The following is a 16,340-nucleotide window of genomic DNA, read 5'->3' as shown; positions in this document are numbered from 1 at the left end:
CCGGACCGTCCGGTGTTGATACGATTAACCACATTCCGTCGAGACGAACAGGAGACAGCTGTGCCTACCGAGAGTCCGCCGTTGAAGCGCGGTGAGCGCGGCTGGAAAGCAGCAACTTTCGTCATCTTCGTCGGAACGGGGATCACCTACGCGTCCTGGGTGACCCGCACTCCGGCCATTCGCTCGTCCCTGGGGGTGGGCACCGGCGACATGGGTCTGATCATCCTCGGTCTGTCGATCGGTTCGATGGCCGGACTGCTGCTCGCCGGTCCGATCGTCGCCCGAGTCGGAGCCCGCCACGTCATCACGGCCGCGGCCACGATCGCGAGCCTCGGCCTCCTGACCGTCGGGCTCGGATCGGGTTTCGCGATCGCAGCCCTGGTCGGTCTCGGACTCGCGTTCACCGGGGCGGGATTCGGCATGTGCGAGGTGGCGCTCAACGTGGAGGGCGCCGCGATCGAGAAACGCATGGGACGCAGCTTTCTTCCGTCGCTGCACGGTGCATTCAGCCTCGGAACACTCGCCGGCGCCGGCCTCGGGGCGATCGCCGAACTGCTCGACGTCCCGGTGCCCGTGCATCTCGGGGTGCTCGCCGCCGTCGTGCTGGTGGCGAGCGGAAGCGTCGTGGCTCTGCTGCCGCCGGCGTCCGGACGAGCCGTCACGCGCACACGCACGAGGCCGAGCGCGTCCGGGAACACGACGGTCTGGCGGGATACCCGGATCGTCCTGCTCGGACTGATCGCGCTCGGCATGGCGTTCGCGGAGGGCAGTGCCAACGATTGGCTGCCGCTCGGGATCGTCGACGGCTACGGAGTCGCCTCGTCGACCGGCGCCGCGTTCTACGTCGTGTTCGTGGCCGCGATGACGTCCGGCCGCCTGCTCGGCGGGCGTGTCGTCGACCGGTACGGCCGCGCCGTGACCGTCCGCTGGTCCGCCGTGCTCGCGGTGGCGGGGGTCCTCACGGTCATCCTGTCGGGGAACCTGATACTAGCCGCGGCCGGGTGCGCGTTGTGGGGTGTCGGTGTCGCCCTCGGCTTTCCGCTTGCACTGTCCGCGGCCGCCGAATCGGACGAGGATTCCGCGCGGAGAGTCAGCGCGGTGTCGACGCTCGGGTACATGGCGTTCCTCGTCGGGCCACCGCTCCTCGGTCTGCTCGGCGAGCAGTTCGGCCTCCTGCATGCCTTCTACGTCGTCCTCGCCGGCGCCGTCCTCGCCGGACTGGTGGCGAGTGCGGCGCGGGAAACCGCGGCCCGTGATCCCGGAATATTTCAGGCACCGCCGCCGCTGGAAACACAGGAATGTCTTCAACACCCAGGTTTTCGGCAATGAAGATCCTCGTCGTCGGAGGAACCGGCCGCATCGGCGCGGCCGTCGTGGACGCAGGGACCTGACCGGTGCGGCGGGCGTGAACCCCTGTCTTTCGCGTCATCGCGCGCTGCGGGCAGGTCGGTGATCGGCGTCCATTCCCGCGGGCTCGAGTGTGTCTGGGTTTGTCCCGATCGCCATTGCCAGGTCCGCGCTGCCGCCGAGCGAGTAGCGTGACACTGCATAACGGTCGGGAGAGACCTGACACGGGAGGCTGACGCCGTGCGTCGTGTAGCGATTCGTCGTTTGTTCGTAGCCTGGGCCGCGGCGTCATTGGCGGTCGTGACGATCCCGCTCTGCTCGTCCGCCTCGGCGGTGGCGGACACGCCGCCGGTCCCGGCGGCGACGACCACGGTGTTCCAGGTCCCGGTGCGGTTCGTCGCAGGATGCCTGTTGCTGACCGTGTTGGCTTGTGACTACCCGCCGCCACTGTCGACCGTGACGCCGTCGGCAACGACGGGTGCATCCGGGGTGGTGACCTTTGCGGCGGAGCGTTCCGCGACGACCGCGAGATACTGCGTTCCCGTGTCGGTGAATTGGAGGAACCTGACCACAGGCGTCGCCGGGACGACAGTCCTCGGGCTTGTGGAGCGTGACCTCAGTGGGTCCACCGGACCGGGGGATCGATGCCGATATGCCCCCACGACGGTCGTCACCGGCGGCGGCATGATCGCCGCGGTCGCCGACGTCGGAGCAGATCCTCCTGCCGACGGGTACCAGATACTGGTCCACCCGGGGTTCGGCACCTTCGCCGTCCCGTAGAGCATGTGCGCTCGAAGACCGGGCTCGAGTGTGGGAGCGTCACGCAACGCCCGCCCACCTGTCAGCCGTGGCACCATCCCGCTACCCGAACACCGACAACGCCCGCACCACCGATGACTCGAGCTGTAATCGAACCCGCTGCTTTCAGCAGAACTACTCAGGCCCGGGCCGGTTTCATCAACCGGATCCGGGCCTGAGTCGCTAATGCAGCCTGACGGGTTCAGTCCGGTGTCACCCAGCCGCGACGGCGATGTGGGGTGCCACCCGCAGCGCGTTGGCTGCGATGGTCAGCGCGGGGTTGAGCGCCGCCGACGACGGGAAGAACGACCCGTCCACCACCCACAGGTTGTCGACGTCGTGACTGCGGCAGTTCGGGTCGAGGACACTTGCCGCCGGATCGGTCCCCGCGACGGCGGTTCCGCACATGTGCGAGTTCGTCGCGATCCCCATCCGTTCGGTGAGGATGATCGGATACCCCGCCCTGCGGACCGCCGCGGAGACCCGGCGGACCAGTTCACGGTGCGGCGCAGTGTTGTTGGGCGTCCAGTCGACGATGATCCGGTCGCCGTCGACGCGGACCCGGTTGCTGCGCGCCGGCAGGTCCTCGGTGGTGAGGTAGATGTCGAGACTGCGATCCACCACCGCCTTCAGCGCCCACATCGGCGCCCAGGGCCGTGCCCCCTTCACGTGCGCGGCCTGCAGTTTGCCGAGCATCTGCAGATTGCCGAGCGGGAATTCGTTGTCCGGGCCGGCGACGTACCAGTCGTTGATACCCAGCGTCTTCTGCCACGCGGTCGTGTTGGTCCGGAAGGGGTTGACGCCCATGAAGAACGTGCTGTTGTGCACCATGTAGTTCCGGCCCAGCAGTCCCGACGAGTTGCCGAGGCCATCGGGGTTCCGCTCGTCGGCCGAGCGGAGCAGCAGCGCCGCGGTGTTGACCGCGCCCGCCGAGACGACGAACTGGTTGGCGGTGATCCGGATCGTGCGGCCACGGAACTCGGCCTCCGCGGCGACGATTCGCGTGCCCTTCGCGTCGGTGAGCAGACGCGTCACTTTGGCCTCGGTGAGCAGGCGCACGCGGTCCGACTCGAGCGCCGGGCGCAGTGCGCGGTTCTCCGCTTCGCTCTTGTGATCGGTCTGCGACGGGGTGCCGTCCGACGCCGTCGACTGCCGGCGATGCTCCTGCGTGGTCAGGTTCATGCCGTTCGGTGTGTGGAACGGGTGCAGACCCTGCTTGCGCAGCGAGGAGGCGAAACGCTCGATCGTGGGCTCGTGCGGCAGCGGCGGCAACGCGTACGGAGACGACCGCGGCGGTTCCGTCGGATCCTCGCCGTCGCTGCCGTGCACCTGGTAGAGGCGCTCCGCCTCGGCGTAGAACGGTTCGAGGTCGGCGTAGCGGAACGGCCACTTCGGTGAGATGCCGTCGTAGTGCTGTGTCTCCTCGAAATCCGTGACGCGGAAGCGGGGGAGGCTGCCGCCGTAGAACTTCGTGTTGCCGCCCACCCAGTAGTACACCCCGGGCTGGAACGGCTCACCGTTGCTGCCGTCGAACCACGGTTCGGCGGTCTTGTACCGGCCCTCGAGGAACATCTCCGCGGCCTGCGAATTCTCCACCTCGCGGGGGAGGAACCGGCCGCGTTCGACGACCATGACGTCGACGTCCCGATCCCGGAGCGCCCACGCCAGGGTCGAACCACCCATCCCGGACCCGACGACCACGACATCGGCCGTGACCGTGTCGGAGTCGCCCACCTCGACCACCGCGCCCTCGCGCAGCGGTGAATACGCGTCGATCTGATCGTGGCCCGAGGTTCTCACAGGTGCTGTTCCTTGGCTCGGGTCGACCAGTACTCGTCCTGACGTTCGTCGTCGATGTACGCGGGGACGGGGAAGTCCCACCACCCGGGAACCCACGGTCCGGCGGCGTCACGATCCGTCGGGATCTCGATCAGGGCAGGCGCTTTCGAGTCGAAGGCCTTCCGGTACGTGCTCTCGAGGTCGGCTGGGTCGTCCACGCGGAACGATTCGAGGCCGAACGACTGGCCGAGCGCCTTGAAATCGGGGCTGTACGGGGTGCCGTCGGGGCGGTTGAATTCGGTGCCGATGTGCCGGCTGGTCTGCTTGCGCTGGCCGCCCCGGATGGACATGAAGCCGGCGTTGTCCTGGACCACGAACACGACCGGAATGTCGTGCTGCACGCAGACACCGATCTCCTGCGACGTCATGAGGAAGTCGCCGTCACCGAGCACACACGCGACCTGACGGTCGGGGGCGGCGAGCTTGGCGCCGATCGCGGCGGGCACGGCCCAGCCCATCGACGAGAATCCGCCGGAGGTGAGATGCGTGCGCGGGTGATACACCGGGAACGTCTGCTTCACGGCGCCCTGGGTGTTGCCGGAGCCGGCGACGATGATGCCGTCCCGTTCCATCACCGACCGCAGACCGCCGAGGGGGCGTTGCGAGGTGAACGGGAACCGGTCGGAGTCGCGTCGGCCCGCGAGCTTGGCCTCCCACTCCGCCTTCAGCTGTTCGAGTTCGGCGAGGTATTCGGAGCGGTCGGCGCTGCTGCGGGGGAGTGAGGAGACGATCGCGGCGACGGTCGGCTTGGCGTCGGCGACGATGCCGACCTCGGCCGGGTAGTTCTTGCCGATCTCGTGCGGGTCGATGTCGATGTGGATGAGCTTGGCCGGCGGGATCGAGAACGTCACTCCCTGCGCGTAGCTGGAGGAGGACCAGTCGGTGAACCGGCATCCGATGGAGATCACCACGTCGGCGCGAGAGGCGACGGCGTTGCCGACGATCGTGCCGGTCTGGCCGACGCTGCCCGCGAACAGTGCATGGTCTTCGGGGAATGCGCCCTTGCCGTTCCATGTGGTGACCACGGGGATCTGCCACGCCTCGGCGAGGGCGAGCACCTCGTCGGCCGAGTCGGACGTGATGGCGCCGCCACCGACGACGATCACCGGCCGGCGCGAGTCACGGAGCACGTCGACGGCCTTGTCGATCGCCAGCGGGTCGGGCTGCTGCAGGCCGACCGGCAGCCGTCGCGCGAGGTCGTGCAGGTTGACGTCGGCGGCTTCGGCCTGCACGTCCATCGGCACCTCGATGTGCGCCGGTCCCGGGCGGCCGGTCAGCATGGTGCTGAACGCGCGGTGCATGATGAACGGCAGTTCCTCCACGCGGGTGGCGACCCAGCTGCGCTTCGACACCGCGTCGGTGACCTGCGGAAATCCGTTGTCGGTGTGCCGCTCGAGTTCCTGGAGCAGACCGCGCCCGCGCATGTGGGTGGGCGGCCCGCCGGTGATGCACAGCAGGCTCGTCGAGTCGCTGTACGCGGTCGCGAGACCGAGCACGGTGTTCGCGGCGCCCGCCCCGATCGACGCCACCGCGGCCATCGGCTTACCGGACACCCGGTAGTACCCGTCCGCGAGGTGTGTGGCGCTCTGCTCGTGGTAGACCTGGATGAACGGGATCTCGGATCCCTTCTCCAGGAACGCATCGGTGAGCGACCAGATGCCGTGGCCGGGAATGCCGGTGACGTACTCGACGCCGTACTGCTTCAGGACCTGGGCGACCACCTGCCCGCCGGTCAATTTCGCCATGATCGTGTCTCCTTGCCGTGTCAGTTCGCTACGCGGGCGGCGTAGCGCAGTCCCTGCTTGGTCAGCCGGCGCACGTTCGGCTCCGACAGGTCTTCCGGGGTGTGGCCGATCGAGTGGTAGAAGACGCGGCCGGCGCCCCACTGCCGCACCCACGCCACCGGGCTGCGCAGCCCCTCCAACCAGGGCAGGTGCTCGCCGCTGAACTCGGTTTCCGCGAGGACCCGGTTGTTCGGGTCGACGTGCATGTAGTACTGCTCGGACGCGACGGCGAAGTCCTCGACCCCGGCGGTCACCTCGTGCTCGCGGTCGGTGATGCTCACCTTGTACGGCTGCGGGAAAGCTTCTCCCGCAGGGTGCTCGACGAAGTCGCCGCCGAGAAGGAAGTGGTACTTCAGGCTCGCCCGGAACGCGGCCGCGGCGCCGTGCCACGCCGCGACCCCGGTTCCGGCGGCGACGGCGTCGAGCAGGTTCTTCTCCTGCGAATCGCTCAGGTCTTCGGTGGTGAGCGCGTTGTTCCAGCCGAGCACGATCAGGTCGTATCCGGTGAGGTCGCGGTCGAGGGTGAAGATGTCCTGCGACTCCTCGACCTGGTAGTTCAGCTCGGAGAACAATTCGCGTGCCCACGCGGCGATGTCGTACGGATGGTGGCCGGGCCAGCCGCCGTAGAGGTAGAGGACCTTGGTCATGAGTGCTCCCATGGATGGTGAAACCGGAATGGTGAAACGATTAACTTATGGTGGTGAATCGTATCACCGGCTGGAGCGCTGTCAATGGGTGATGTCGAGGGGAGTGCCGGGGAGCGCCCGACCGGCGGACTAGGATCGGGCTTCGCCACCTGGTGCGCTTCGGTGTGCAACGGCCGGTCGTGGCCGATGAACGCCGACGAGGGAGTACCACGTGGTCACGATGAAAGACGTCGCGAAGGCGGCCGGAGTGTCGGTCGCCACGGTCTCCTACGCATTCAGCAAATCGTCGAAGGTCTCTGCGGCACAACGGGAACGCATCTACTCCGTGGCCGCGGACCTCGGCTACGCCGGGCCGAACATCGCCGGGAGCAGCCTGCGGTCGGGACGGATCGGCGCGGTCGGCGTGATCGTGCCCGACTCCCCGGTGCAAGCGTTGGAGGATCCGTCCGTGACCCTGCTGATGAAGGGCATCGCGGAGATCGGGAACTCCGCCGACATCGCCCTCACCCTGTTCCCGGCCTCGCGCGGTGGCGCCGCGGATTCACCCCCGAACTCGCTGGTCCTGCGTGGACTCGTGGACGGTGTGGTCATCCACAACGTCCCGGACGGGCATCCGCTGGTCGAGGCGATCATCGCGCGGGGTATCCCGGCCGTCGTCGTCGATTCGCCCAGAAGCGCGGGACTGCCTTTCGTGGCCATCGACGACCGGAACGGCGCCTATCTCCAGATGGACCACATCCTGACACTGGGCCACCGACGCATCGGGATCATCGTCGACAAACTCGGCCAGGACTCCGACTGCCGGATGGTCACGGCGGCCGACGTCGGTGCGGCGACCGAGCGCAACGCACGCGAACGCCTCGCCGGCTATTTCGACGCGGCCCGCGACCACCACCTTCCGGTGGAGGACCTGTCCATCGTGGTGGCGGGCAACATCGACAGCGACTCCGGTGCCGAGGCCACCCGGATCCTGCTCGACGCCGCACGGCCCACCGCGCTCGTGGCGACGTCCGACGTGCACGCGGTCGCGGCGTGGCAGGTGCTGCGCGAGCGCGGGCTGTCGGTCCCGGACGACATGTCCGTCATCGGTTTCGACGACGCACCCGTCGCAGAACTTCTCGGTCTCAGCACGATTCATCAGCCGATCGTCGAGAAGGGGCGTGCGGCCGCGACGATCCTGCTCGATCGACTGGGTGGCGGCACCCGCACGCGATCGTTGATGAAGACGTCACTGGTCGTGCGCGCCAGCACCGCCCGGTTGCGGGAATCGTGACCCCCACGTGAGTGGGAAAGAGTGCCCGAGCACACTTTCTCACTCACGTGGGGTCACGCGTGGAAACAATCAACAACGTGCCGGGCGGTCGTTTCCGTGGGACGGTGGACGGGTAGCCGACCGGTGCGGCGGAGTCGACGAGATGACGACGGAGGACCATGAACCCCGAGATCCATCACGAGCCCAGCGAGATCAGCTACGACGAGCAGTTCTACCCGGCGCGCCCGCGGCCGTTGAGACCGTCGGTGCGCCGCGCGGCCAGGGTGGATGCGCAGTCGGGTGACCCGGTGCCGGACAACCCGAAGTACGTGGAGTGGCTGATCAACCAGTCGATCCTGCACGACGCGAAGTTGATCGCGGAGCAGTTGTCCGGCAAGGGCAGCATGTGGCAGAACCCGTACGCCGACCCCAATCCGCGGGCCGCGGTGGAGCGGGGTTCGGTGTGGTTCACGGCGTACCCGATCTCGATCATCACGGCGCCGGGCGCGAGTTTCCTGAGTTCGCTCGGCGACGAGTCGCTGTGGCAGGCGTTCTCCGAGATCGGGGTGACGGCGGTGCACACGGGGCCGGTGAAGCAGGCCGGTGGGATCGACGGCTGGCGGGCCACGCCCTCGGTGGACGGCCACTTCGACCGCATCAGCATGCAGATCGACTCGGCGTTCGGGACGGAGGAGGAGTTCCGCAAGCTCTGCGTCGTCGCCGCAGCGTACGACGGCATCGTCATCGACGACATCGTCCCCGGTCACACCGGTAAGGGCGCCGACTTCCGGCTCGCCGAGATGGCGCACGCCGACTATCCGGGCATCTATCACATGGTGGAGATCGAACAGCAGGACTGGCATCTGCTTCCCCGCGTGCCGGAAGGCCGGGACGCGGTGAACATCGACGCCGACACCGAGGCGCAACTCGCCCGCGCCGGGTACATCATCGGGCAACTCCAGCGGGTCATCTTCTACGAGCTCGGGGTGAAGGAGACCAACTGGAGTGTCACACCTGCGGTGATGGGGGTGGACGGCGTGGAGCGCAGGTGGGTGTATCTGCACTATTTCAAGGCGGGGCAGCCGTCGATCAACTGGCTCGATCCGTCGTTCGCGGGCATGCGCCTCGTCATCGGCGACGCATGCCATTCCATCGCGGACCTCGGCGCAGGGGCGCTCCGCCTGGACGCCAACGGTTTCCTCGGGGTGGAACGCCGCACCGAGGGCCTTCCCGGCTGGTCGGAGGGGCACCCGCTGTCGGAGGCGGCGAATCACCTCATCGCCAGCATCGTGCGGAAGATGGGCGGATTCACGTTCCAGGAGTTGAACCTCACCATCGACGACATCAAGGCGATGGGCACGACCGGCGCCGACCTGTCGTACGACTTCATCAATCGCCCCGCCTACCACCATGCGCTGGTCATGGGGAACACCGAGTTTCTCCGGTTGACGATGAACCTCGCCCGCGATCACGGCGTCGACGCGGCTTCGCTCGTCCATGCTCTGCAGAACCACGACGAGCTGACGTTCGAGCTGGTCCATTTCGCGACGTTGCACAAGGACGACGAGTTCGACTACGGCGGCGAGTCCGTCACCGGGTCGGACCTCGGTGACCGCATCCGCAAGGACCTGTGCGAGCGGCTCACCGGGCGGTGGGCGCCGTACAACCGCACGTTCACCACGAACGGGATCGCCTGCACGACAGCCAGTGTCATCACCGCCGCGCTGGGCATCCGCGACCTCGACCGGATGGACGCCGCCGACATCGACACCGTCAAGCAGGCCCACCTGCTGCTGGCGATGTTCAACGCACTCCAGCCGGGAGTGTTCGCCCTGTCGGGCTGGGACCTGTGCGGGTTGCTTCCCGTGCCGTCCGAGGACGTCGCGGATCTCCTCGCGGAGGGGGACACCCGCTGGATCAACAGGGGCGCGCACGACCTGATGGGCGTCAACCCGGACGCCGAGCGGTCGGAGTCGGGCATTCCCCGCGGACACAGTCTGTACGGGAGTCTGCCTGTGCAACTGCAGGATCCGACGTCCTTCGCGCGCCGGCTGGCCCGCATCATCGACGTCCGGAACCGATTCGGCATCGCCACCGCCGTCCAGCTCGACGTGCCGACCGTGTCGCACAAGGGGCTGCTCGTGATGGTCCACGAACTGGCAGACGCCAGTTTGGAGGTCACGGTCCTCAACTTCACGTCCGAGGAGATCGCCGCGACCGTCCAGTCGCAGTTCCTGCCGGCGGGCTCGCCTGCGGTCAATCTGTTCACCGACGAACAGATCGGCGCCGTGGACGAGCTGCACAGTTTTCCGATCACCCTCGCGCCGTACGAGGGCGTCCCCGTCGTGGTGCGGCCGGAATCGACGTGACACGGGTCTTGACTCGGACAACACTTGTCGGAGTAAACTTGGATATGACTTATCCGAGTAAAGGAGTGAAGACGTGAAGATCGTCATTTTCGGGAACGGACTGATCGGACGGCAGGTCGCGGCCACGCTCGGCGAGACCGGGCACGACGTCGTGGCACTCGGCCGCGGCGACGGAATCGACACGACCACCGGCAAGGGTGTCGCGGAGGCTGTCGCGGGAGCCGACGCGGTGGTGGACCTGACCAACTCGCCGTCGTGGGCGGACGACGACGTCCTGGCGTTCTTCCGGGACTCGACGAAGCACATGCTCGCCGCCGAGGAGGCCGCCGGTGTGAGGCACCATGTGGTCCTGTCCATCGTCGGCGCCGACCGGCTTCCCGACTCGGGATACATGCGGGCCAAGGTCGCGCAGGAAGACGTGGTCAAGGCCGGCCCGGTGCCCTACTCGATCGTGCGATCGACCCAGTTCTTCGAGTTCATCGCGGGCATCGCCGACGCCGGGACCGTCGGCGAGACGGTGCACGCGACGCCGGCGCACCTGCAGCCCATCGCCTCGCGTGACGTCGTGTCCCGGGTGGCGGAGGTCGCCGCCGGCGCCCCCTTGAACGGCACCGTCGAGATCGCCGGTCCCGAGCCGCTGGGCATCGACGAACTGGTGCGCCGGCTGTTCGCGTCGACCGGCGACAAGCGGTCCGTGACGACCGATCCCGCCGCCGGCTACTTCGGTGCGCAACTCGACGACGCGGCCATCACGCCGACACCCGGCGCCGGCGCCTGGATCGCCCCGACCACCCTGGACGAATGGTTGCGCAAATAGGGTCGTGAGCATGAAGATTTCCGGTGGTGTGGAGTGGTCGCTCCATTGCTGCGTCGTGCTCAGCCAGGCCGAGGGTCCGGTGCCGACCGCGCGGCTGGCAGACCTGCACGGCGTGTCGAAGTCCTATCTCGCCAAGCACCTGCAGTCGCTGGCACGGGCCGGTCTCGTCCACCCGACCGAGGGCCGCGACGGCGGGTACGTCCTCACCCGCGCCCCCGGCGACATCACGGTGCTCGACGTCGTGCAGGCGGTCGACGGCGATGCGCCGGCATTTCGGTGCACCGAGATCCGCCAGCAGGGGCTGCTCGCCGCGCCACCGGAACAGTGCACGACCCCCTGCGGCATCGCGAAGGTCATGGCCGACGCCGAGCGTGCGTGGCGGAACACGCTGTCGGGTGTGACGATCGCCGATCTCGCGGCGACGCTGGACGTCACCGTTCTCAAAGCGACACTGGAGGCTTCCGGATAGTCCCTGTTGCCCCGGAGCGCGACCTCGGCGAAGACTGATCTCATGGCCGGCACACGGGGCGATGCCGAGTACCACCGGCTGCGGACCCCACGGGCCGCAGCCGTCGCCGGCGTCGTCTTCGGCGTCCTGTTCGCCTCCAGCATCGTCCTGCTGCGCAGCGCACTGCCGGGCGCCGCGGGCACCCCGTGGGTGAGTCACCAGACTCAGATCACGGCGGCCCTGGTCCTCGCGCCCTTCGCGGGCATCGCGTTCCTGTGGTTCATCGGCGTCGTTCGCGACCGGCTCGGAGACCTCGAAGACCGATTCTTCTCGACCGTCTTCCTGGGCAGCGGGCTGTTGTTCCTCTCGACGACCTTCGTGTCGATGGCACTCGCCGGTGGAATGCTCGCCATATCCCGGCTGCCCAACGCTCCGCAGAACGACCTCGTCTACTTCGGTCGGGAGGTGATGTTGCATATGAACAACGTCTACGGAGTTCGCATGGCCGGGGTGTTCATGATCTCGCTGGGGACCATCTGGCTCCGCACCGGGCTGATGCCGCGATGGCTGGCCGTCGCCACCTACGTGCTGTCACTCACGCTCCTGGTGGTCGTCAGCTTCAGTCTCTGGGTGACGCTGGTGTTTCCGGCGTGGGTGATGGTGATCAGCGTGTACATCCTCACCGTGGACCGACCGGCGTCGGTGCCGCCGGACTGACGCCGGTCGGCGGCAGGAGGTTCTCACCCGGTGCGGGTGATGTGGCCGGGACGTCCCGCGAGCATCGTCAGGATTGCGATTCCCCCGATGCTGCGAGGAGAGACAGATGACGGACGCGAAACCCAACATTCTGGTCATCTGGGGCGACGACATCGGTATCACCAATCTCAGCTGCTACAGCGACGGGCTGATGGGCTACCGCACACCGAACATCGACCGCCTCGCCGACGAGGGGATGAGGTTCACCGATTCCTACGGGGAACAGAGCTGCACGGCGGGCCGCGCGTCGTTCATCACCGGGCAGAGCGTGTACCGGACCGGCATGAGCAAGGTGGGAATCCCGGGAGTCGACGTCGGATTGTCCCCGGAGGACCCCACCATCGCCGAGCTGCTCAAGCCCCTCGGATACGCCACCGGGCAGTTCGGGAAGAACCATCTCGGCGACCTGAACAAATATCTGCCGACCGTCCACGGTTTCGACGAGTTCTTCGGCAACCTCTACCACCTCAACGCCGAGGAAGAACCCGAGCTGCCGGACTATCCCAGCGCGCAGGACTATCCCAAACTGCACGAGGTGATGATGCCGCGCGGCGTCCTCCATTGCTGGGCCACCGAGGAAGATGCCGGCGAGGTCGATCCGCGGTACGGGCCGTTCGGGAAGCAGCGTATCGAGGACACAGGGCCGCTGACCAAGAAGCGCATGGAGACCATCGACGACGAGACGGTTTCCGCGGCAATCGACTTCATCACGCGGCAGAAGGAAGCGGACACCCCGTTCTTCGTGTGGATGAACACGACGCACATGCACCTGCGGACCCACACCAAACCGGAGAGCGTCGGGCAGGCCGGGCACTGGCAGTCGCCGTACCACGACACGATGGTCGATCACGACAAGCATGTCGGCCAGTTGCTCGACGCCGTCGACGAACTGGGTCTTGCCGAGAACACCATCGTCATCTACAGCACCGACAACGGCCCGCACGCGAACACGTGGCCGGACGGCGCGACCACCCCGTTCCGCAGTGAGAAGGACACCAACTGGGAGGGCGCATTCCGCGTCCCGGAAGTGATCCGATGGCCGGGCAAGATTCCCGCCGGCGTGGTCTCCAACGAGATCGTTCAGCACCACGACTGGCTGCCCACCTTCCTCGCCGCCGCGGGTGCACCCGAGGTCGTCGAGCAACTGAAGACCGGTCACGAGGCCGGCGACAAGACGTTCAAGGCGCACATCGACGGCTACAACCTGCTCCCGTATCTCACCGGTGAGGTCGAGAAGTCCCCGCGGCGGGGGATGGTCTATTTCTCCGACGACTGCGACGTGCTGGGCATCCGGTTCGACAATTGGAAGATCGTGTTCATGGAGCAGCGGGCGCAGGGCACCCTCGGACTGTGGGCGGAGCCGTTCACCCCACTGCGGCTACCGAAACTGTTCAACCTGCGAACCGACCCGTTCGAGCGGGCCGACATCACGTCGAACACCTATTGGGACTGGTTCCTCGACCACGACTACATCGCGATCTACGGAACGGTCATCACGACTCAATTCCTCGAGACGTTCAAGGAATTTCCTCCGCGGCAGGAGCCGGCGAGCTTCACGATCGACCACGCGGTGGCGAAGCTGCACGCCTTCCTGTCGAAGGACTGACCGGGATGGGTGCCGGACTGGGTGGTTCCTGGGCGGACGGATCGACGCGGTCCGCGATCGAGGACTTCGTCGGACGGGTGACGGCGCGGGGGCCGGACTTCGTCGAGCCTGCGGACCGGGTGGCCGTCTTCGACAACGACGGCACACTGTGGTGCGAGAAGCCGATGCCGATCCAACTCGACTTCACGATCCGGCGCCTGGCGGAGATGGCCGCTGCCGATCCCGATCTGCAGCAGACGCAGCCCTGGAAGGCCGCGCACGAGCACGACCTGACATGGCTGGGCGCCGCGATGGTCAAGCACTATCACGGCGACGACGCGGATCTGAAGCTGTTGATGGGCGCGATCACCCGCGCGTTCGACGAGGTCAGCGTCGAGGACTACGACGCCCGCGTCACCGCATTCTTCGACGGGGCGGACCATCCGACGCTCGGTCGCCCGTACCGGGGCTGCGGATACGCACCGATGGTCGAACTGCTGCGCTACGTGGAGGCGAGCGAATTCACGATCTACATCGCGTCCGGCGGTGACCGGGACTTCATGCGCCCGATCGCCGGGCAGCTCTACGGGGTGCCGCCGGAACGGATCATCGGCAGCGCACTCGGCTTGACCTACAGCGCCGAGGAGGGCCGGACGGAGCTGCTCTACAAGGCGGCGATGGACTTCTTCGACGACGGACCGGAGAAACCGGTCCGGATCTGGAGCAGGATCGGGCGTCGGCCGATCCTGTCGGTCGGCAACTCCAACGGCGACCTGCCGATGCTGGCGTTCTCCGGGCTACCCGACCGCCCGTCACTGCGGGTGCTGATCCTGCACGACGACGCCGATCGCGAATTCGACTACGTCGCCGGCGCCGAGCAGGCCCTCGAAGAGGCACGAGCGAACAACTGGACCGTGGTAAGCATGAAGAACGATTGGACGAGCGTCTTCTCGCCGGCCGTCACCTGAGCAGTCGGAAGGGGAGACTTCGTGGACACCGTGACCGTTTCCGACGTCCGTCGCATTCCCGCCCAGACGTTCACCATGGGCTCGGATCGGCACTATCCGGAAGAGGGTCCGGCGCATCGGGTGGCGGTCGACGCGTTCGCAATCGAGGCGTACCCGGTCACCAACGAACAGTTCACGACGTTCGTCCGGGAGACCGGTTACGTCACGGTCGCCGAGCGTCCGCTGGACCCCGCCGACTTTCCCGGGGCGCCCGCGGAGAATCTGCAACCCGGATCGATGGTGTTCACCCCCACTCGCGGACCGGTCGATCTCCGTCACCTGAGCCAGTGGTGGACCTGGACGGTCGGCGCGTCCTGGCAGCACCCCACCGGACCGGCGTCCACGATCGCCGGCCGCGAACGGCATCCCGTCGTCCACGTCGCTCACGAGGACGCGGCCGCGTACGCACAGTGGGCCGGACGGTCCCTCCCCACCGAGGCGCAGTGGGAGGCCGCGGCGCGCGGCGGTCTCGACCAGGCCGAATTCACCTGGGGCGATACCCAGGATGCCGGATCCCCGCCGCCGGCGAACTACTGGCACGGGGACTTCCCGTGGCGCGCCGACCCCGGGTACGGCACCACGACCGCGGTCGGTAGCTATCGGCCCAACGACTACGGTCTGTTCGACATGGCGGGAAACGTGTGGGAGTGGACCGACGACTGGTATGCCGATCGGCACGACGACACCGCGCAGTCGTGCTGTGCGCCGCGCAATCCGCGTGGACCCGGCATGGCGGAGAGCTTCGACCCGCGTCAACCCCAGTTCCGGGTTCCGCGGCGGGTGATCAAGGGTGGATCGTTCCTCTGCGCCGACACCTACTGCCGCCGGTACCGGCCCGCGGCGCGGCGGCCGCAGATGGTCGACACCGGGATGAGCCACATCGGATTCCGCTGCGTCGAGGCCGTGCCCATATCAGAGTAGGCCCGGGTCAGAGTAGGACCAGCACGGCGAGGAGCGCGAGCAGGGTGACGACGCTCGAGGTGACGACGGCGGCGAACGTCGCCGGCGCGAATACCCCGGATTCGATCTGCCTGCTGATGACCCGGTAGCGGTAGGTGCCGTAGGCGGATACCAGCAGGCCCGCGCCGATCAGGATGAACCCGGCGGCGATGGCGTGGTCGCCTCGGTGCGGGGCGAACTTCGCCACCGCCACCCCGAGTGCAGCGACGCTGATACCGGTGCGATGCCACGCGAGATAGGTCCGTTCGTTCGCGAGGTGGTCGCGCGCGGTGCTGCCCGTGTTCGGCTGGGTGGGACCGAAGATGTCGCGACTCATGCGCCGCCACCCAGGAACCCGATCTCCGCCAGGCTCGACTGGAAACCGGATTCGACCGGGGACAGGCCCGAGATCCACACGAGGACGCGGGTGGTGGGTGCGGGCGTCCGGGCCGCGATCCGGGTGACTCCGGGCGCGAGCGTGGCGGCGCCGAGCAACTGGGTGTGGCCGATGTTGGCCCAGGCGGCGGGCGCGGTCCGGATCTCGACCCTGGTGCCCGGCGTCGGTGATTCGATCCAGACGGTCCGCAGATCGACGGGCTCGGGGAACGACACGATCAGGCCCACGCCGCCCTTCGTCGGCGGCAATTGCTGCGGGTAGCGGTCGGTGGCCCAGAACGTTGCCGGGTTCGCGTCGACCGCGAGCGCCGCCCTCGTCCCGTTGTCGGGGAAGTGCTGGGGGGAGTAGACGGTCG

General features: G+C 67.6%; 14 protein-coding genes and 1 pseudogene. 10 read left to right on the top strand and 5 right to left on the bottom strand.

Translation table 11 applies throughout. The features are described 5' to 3' along the window. The first annotated feature begins 60 nt into the window (after positions 1-60). Positions 61-1,329 carry an MFS transporter gene (locus tag ACFTZB_RS13690; protein ID WP_378432228.1) on the top strand — a complete coding sequence of 423 codons (1,269 nt, stop codon included), beginning with the start codon at positions 61-63 and terminating at the stop codon, positions 1,327-1,329. 282 nt (positions 1,330-1,611) lie between these two features. Beyond that, complete coding sequence (locus ACFTZB_RS13685; protein WP_378432227.1) at positions 1,612-2,127, top strand: hypothetical protein; 516 nt, start codon at positions 1,612-1,614, stop codon at positions 2,125-2,127. 231 nt (positions 2,128-2,358) lie between these two features. Here the strand turns inward: ACFTZB_RS13685 and ACFTZB_RS13680 are convergent, their stop codons facing one another. The 3 genes from ACFTZB_RS13680 to ACFTZB_RS13670 are packed head-to-tail and all read right to left on the bottom strand — an operon-like array spanning position 2,359 to position 6,415. Next, complete coding sequence (locus tag ACFTZB_RS13680) at positions 2,359-3,945, bottom strand: GMC oxidoreductase (protein WP_378432226.1); 1,587 nt, start codon at positions 3,943-3,945, stop codon at positions 2,359-2,361. Continuing rightward, entirely contained in the window at positions 3,942-5,729 is a 1,788-nt protein-coding gene (locus ACFTZB_RS13675; protein WP_378432224.1) for a thiamine pyrophosphate-binding protein, read from the bottom strand. Before ACFTZB_RS13675 ends, ACFTZB_RS13680 begins: the two co-directional genes overlap by 4 nt. A gap of 20 nt (positions 5,730-5,749) precedes the next feature. Continuing rightward, complete coding sequence (locus tag ACFTZB_RS13670) at positions 5,750-6,415, bottom strand: ThuA domain-containing protein (RefSeq protein ID WP_378432222.1); 666 nt, start codon at positions 6,413-6,415, stop codon at positions 5,750-5,752. Positions 6,416-6,626: 211 nt separating this feature from the next. On the opposite strand from ACFTZB_RS13670, the gene ACFTZB_RS13665 reads away from it, so the two are divergent. From ACFTZB_RS13665 to ACFTZB_RS13630, 8 genes are all read left to right on the top strand, one after another. Continuing rightward, complete coding sequence (locus tag ACFTZB_RS13665) at positions 6,627-7,688, top strand: LacI family DNA-binding transcriptional regulator (RefSeq protein ID WP_378432220.1); 1,062 nt, start codon at positions 6,627-6,629, stop codon at positions 7,686-7,688. Between the two features lie 158 nt (positions 7,689-7,846). Further along, entirely contained in the window at positions 7,847-10,036 is a 2,190-nt protein-coding gene (treS, locus tag ACFTZB_RS13660; RefSeq protein WP_378432218.1) for a maltose alpha-D-glucosyltransferase, read from the top strand. A gap of 73 nt (positions 10,037-10,109) precedes the next feature. Then, positions 10,110-10,853, top strand: a complete 744-nt coding sequence (locus ACFTZB_RS13655) for an SDR family oxidoreductase (RefSeq protein ID WP_378432217.1) — start codon at positions 10,110-10,112, stop codon at positions 10,851-10,853. A 10-nt stretch (positions 10,854-10,863) separates the two neighbouring features. Then, positions 10,864-11,322, top strand: a complete 459-nt coding sequence (locus tag ACFTZB_RS13650) for an Rrf2 family transcriptional regulator (protein WP_218272333.1) — start codon at positions 10,864-10,866, stop codon at positions 11,320-11,322. Between the two features lie 42 nt (positions 11,323-11,364). Then, complete coding sequence (locus ACFTZB_RS13645; RefSeq protein WP_378432216.1) at positions 11,365-12,018, top strand: hypothetical protein; 654 nt, start codon at positions 11,365-11,367, stop codon at positions 12,016-12,018. Between the two features lie 106 nt (positions 12,019-12,124). Beyond that, on the top strand, positions 12,125-13,663 hold the full coding sequence (locus tag ACFTZB_RS13640; RefSeq protein WP_378432215.1) for an arylsulfatase: 1,539 nt from the start codon (positions 12,125-12,127) through the stop codon (positions 13,661-13,663). Between the two features lie 5 nt (positions 13,664-13,668). Next, positions 13,669-14,610 carry an HAD family hydrolase gene (locus ACFTZB_RS13635; protein ID WP_378432214.1) on the top strand — a complete coding sequence of 314 codons (942 nt, stop codon included), beginning with the start codon at positions 13,669-13,671 and terminating at the stop codon, positions 14,608-14,610. Between the two features lie 75 nt (positions 14,611-14,685). Further along, the gene (locus ACFTZB_RS13630) at positions 14,686-15,570 is read left to right on the top strand and encodes a formylglycine-generating enzyme family protein (RefSeq protein WP_378432255.1); all 885 of its coding nucleotides are present in this window, start codon (positions 14,686-14,688) and stop codon (positions 15,568-15,570) included. Between the two features lie 7 nt (positions 15,571-15,577). Here ACFTZB_RS13630 and ACFTZB_RS13625 read toward each other — a convergent pair whose 3' ends face one another. Together ACFTZB_RS13625 and ACFTZB_RS13620 are read right to left on the bottom strand one after the other, a co-directional pair. Beyond that, positions 15,578-15,925, bottom strand: a complete 348-nt coding sequence (locus tag ACFTZB_RS13625) for a YidH family protein (protein ID WP_095863124.1) — start codon at positions 15,923-15,925, stop codon at positions 15,578-15,580. After that, positions 15,922-16,340, bottom strand: a pseudogene (locus tag ACFTZB_RS13620) (hypothetical protein); the annotation flags it as partial. The pseudogene ACFTZB_RS13620 and the gene ACFTZB_RS13625, both read right to left, overlap by 4 nt.

Source organism: Rhodococcus sp. NPDC057014 (assembly GCF_042673295.1).
GTDB lineage: Bacteria > Actinomycetota > Actinomycetes > Mycobacteriales > Mycobacteriaceae > Rhodococcus_F.
Note: the sequence above shows the minus strand (reverse complement) of the source record. Positions and strands in the feature narration are given on the sequence as shown.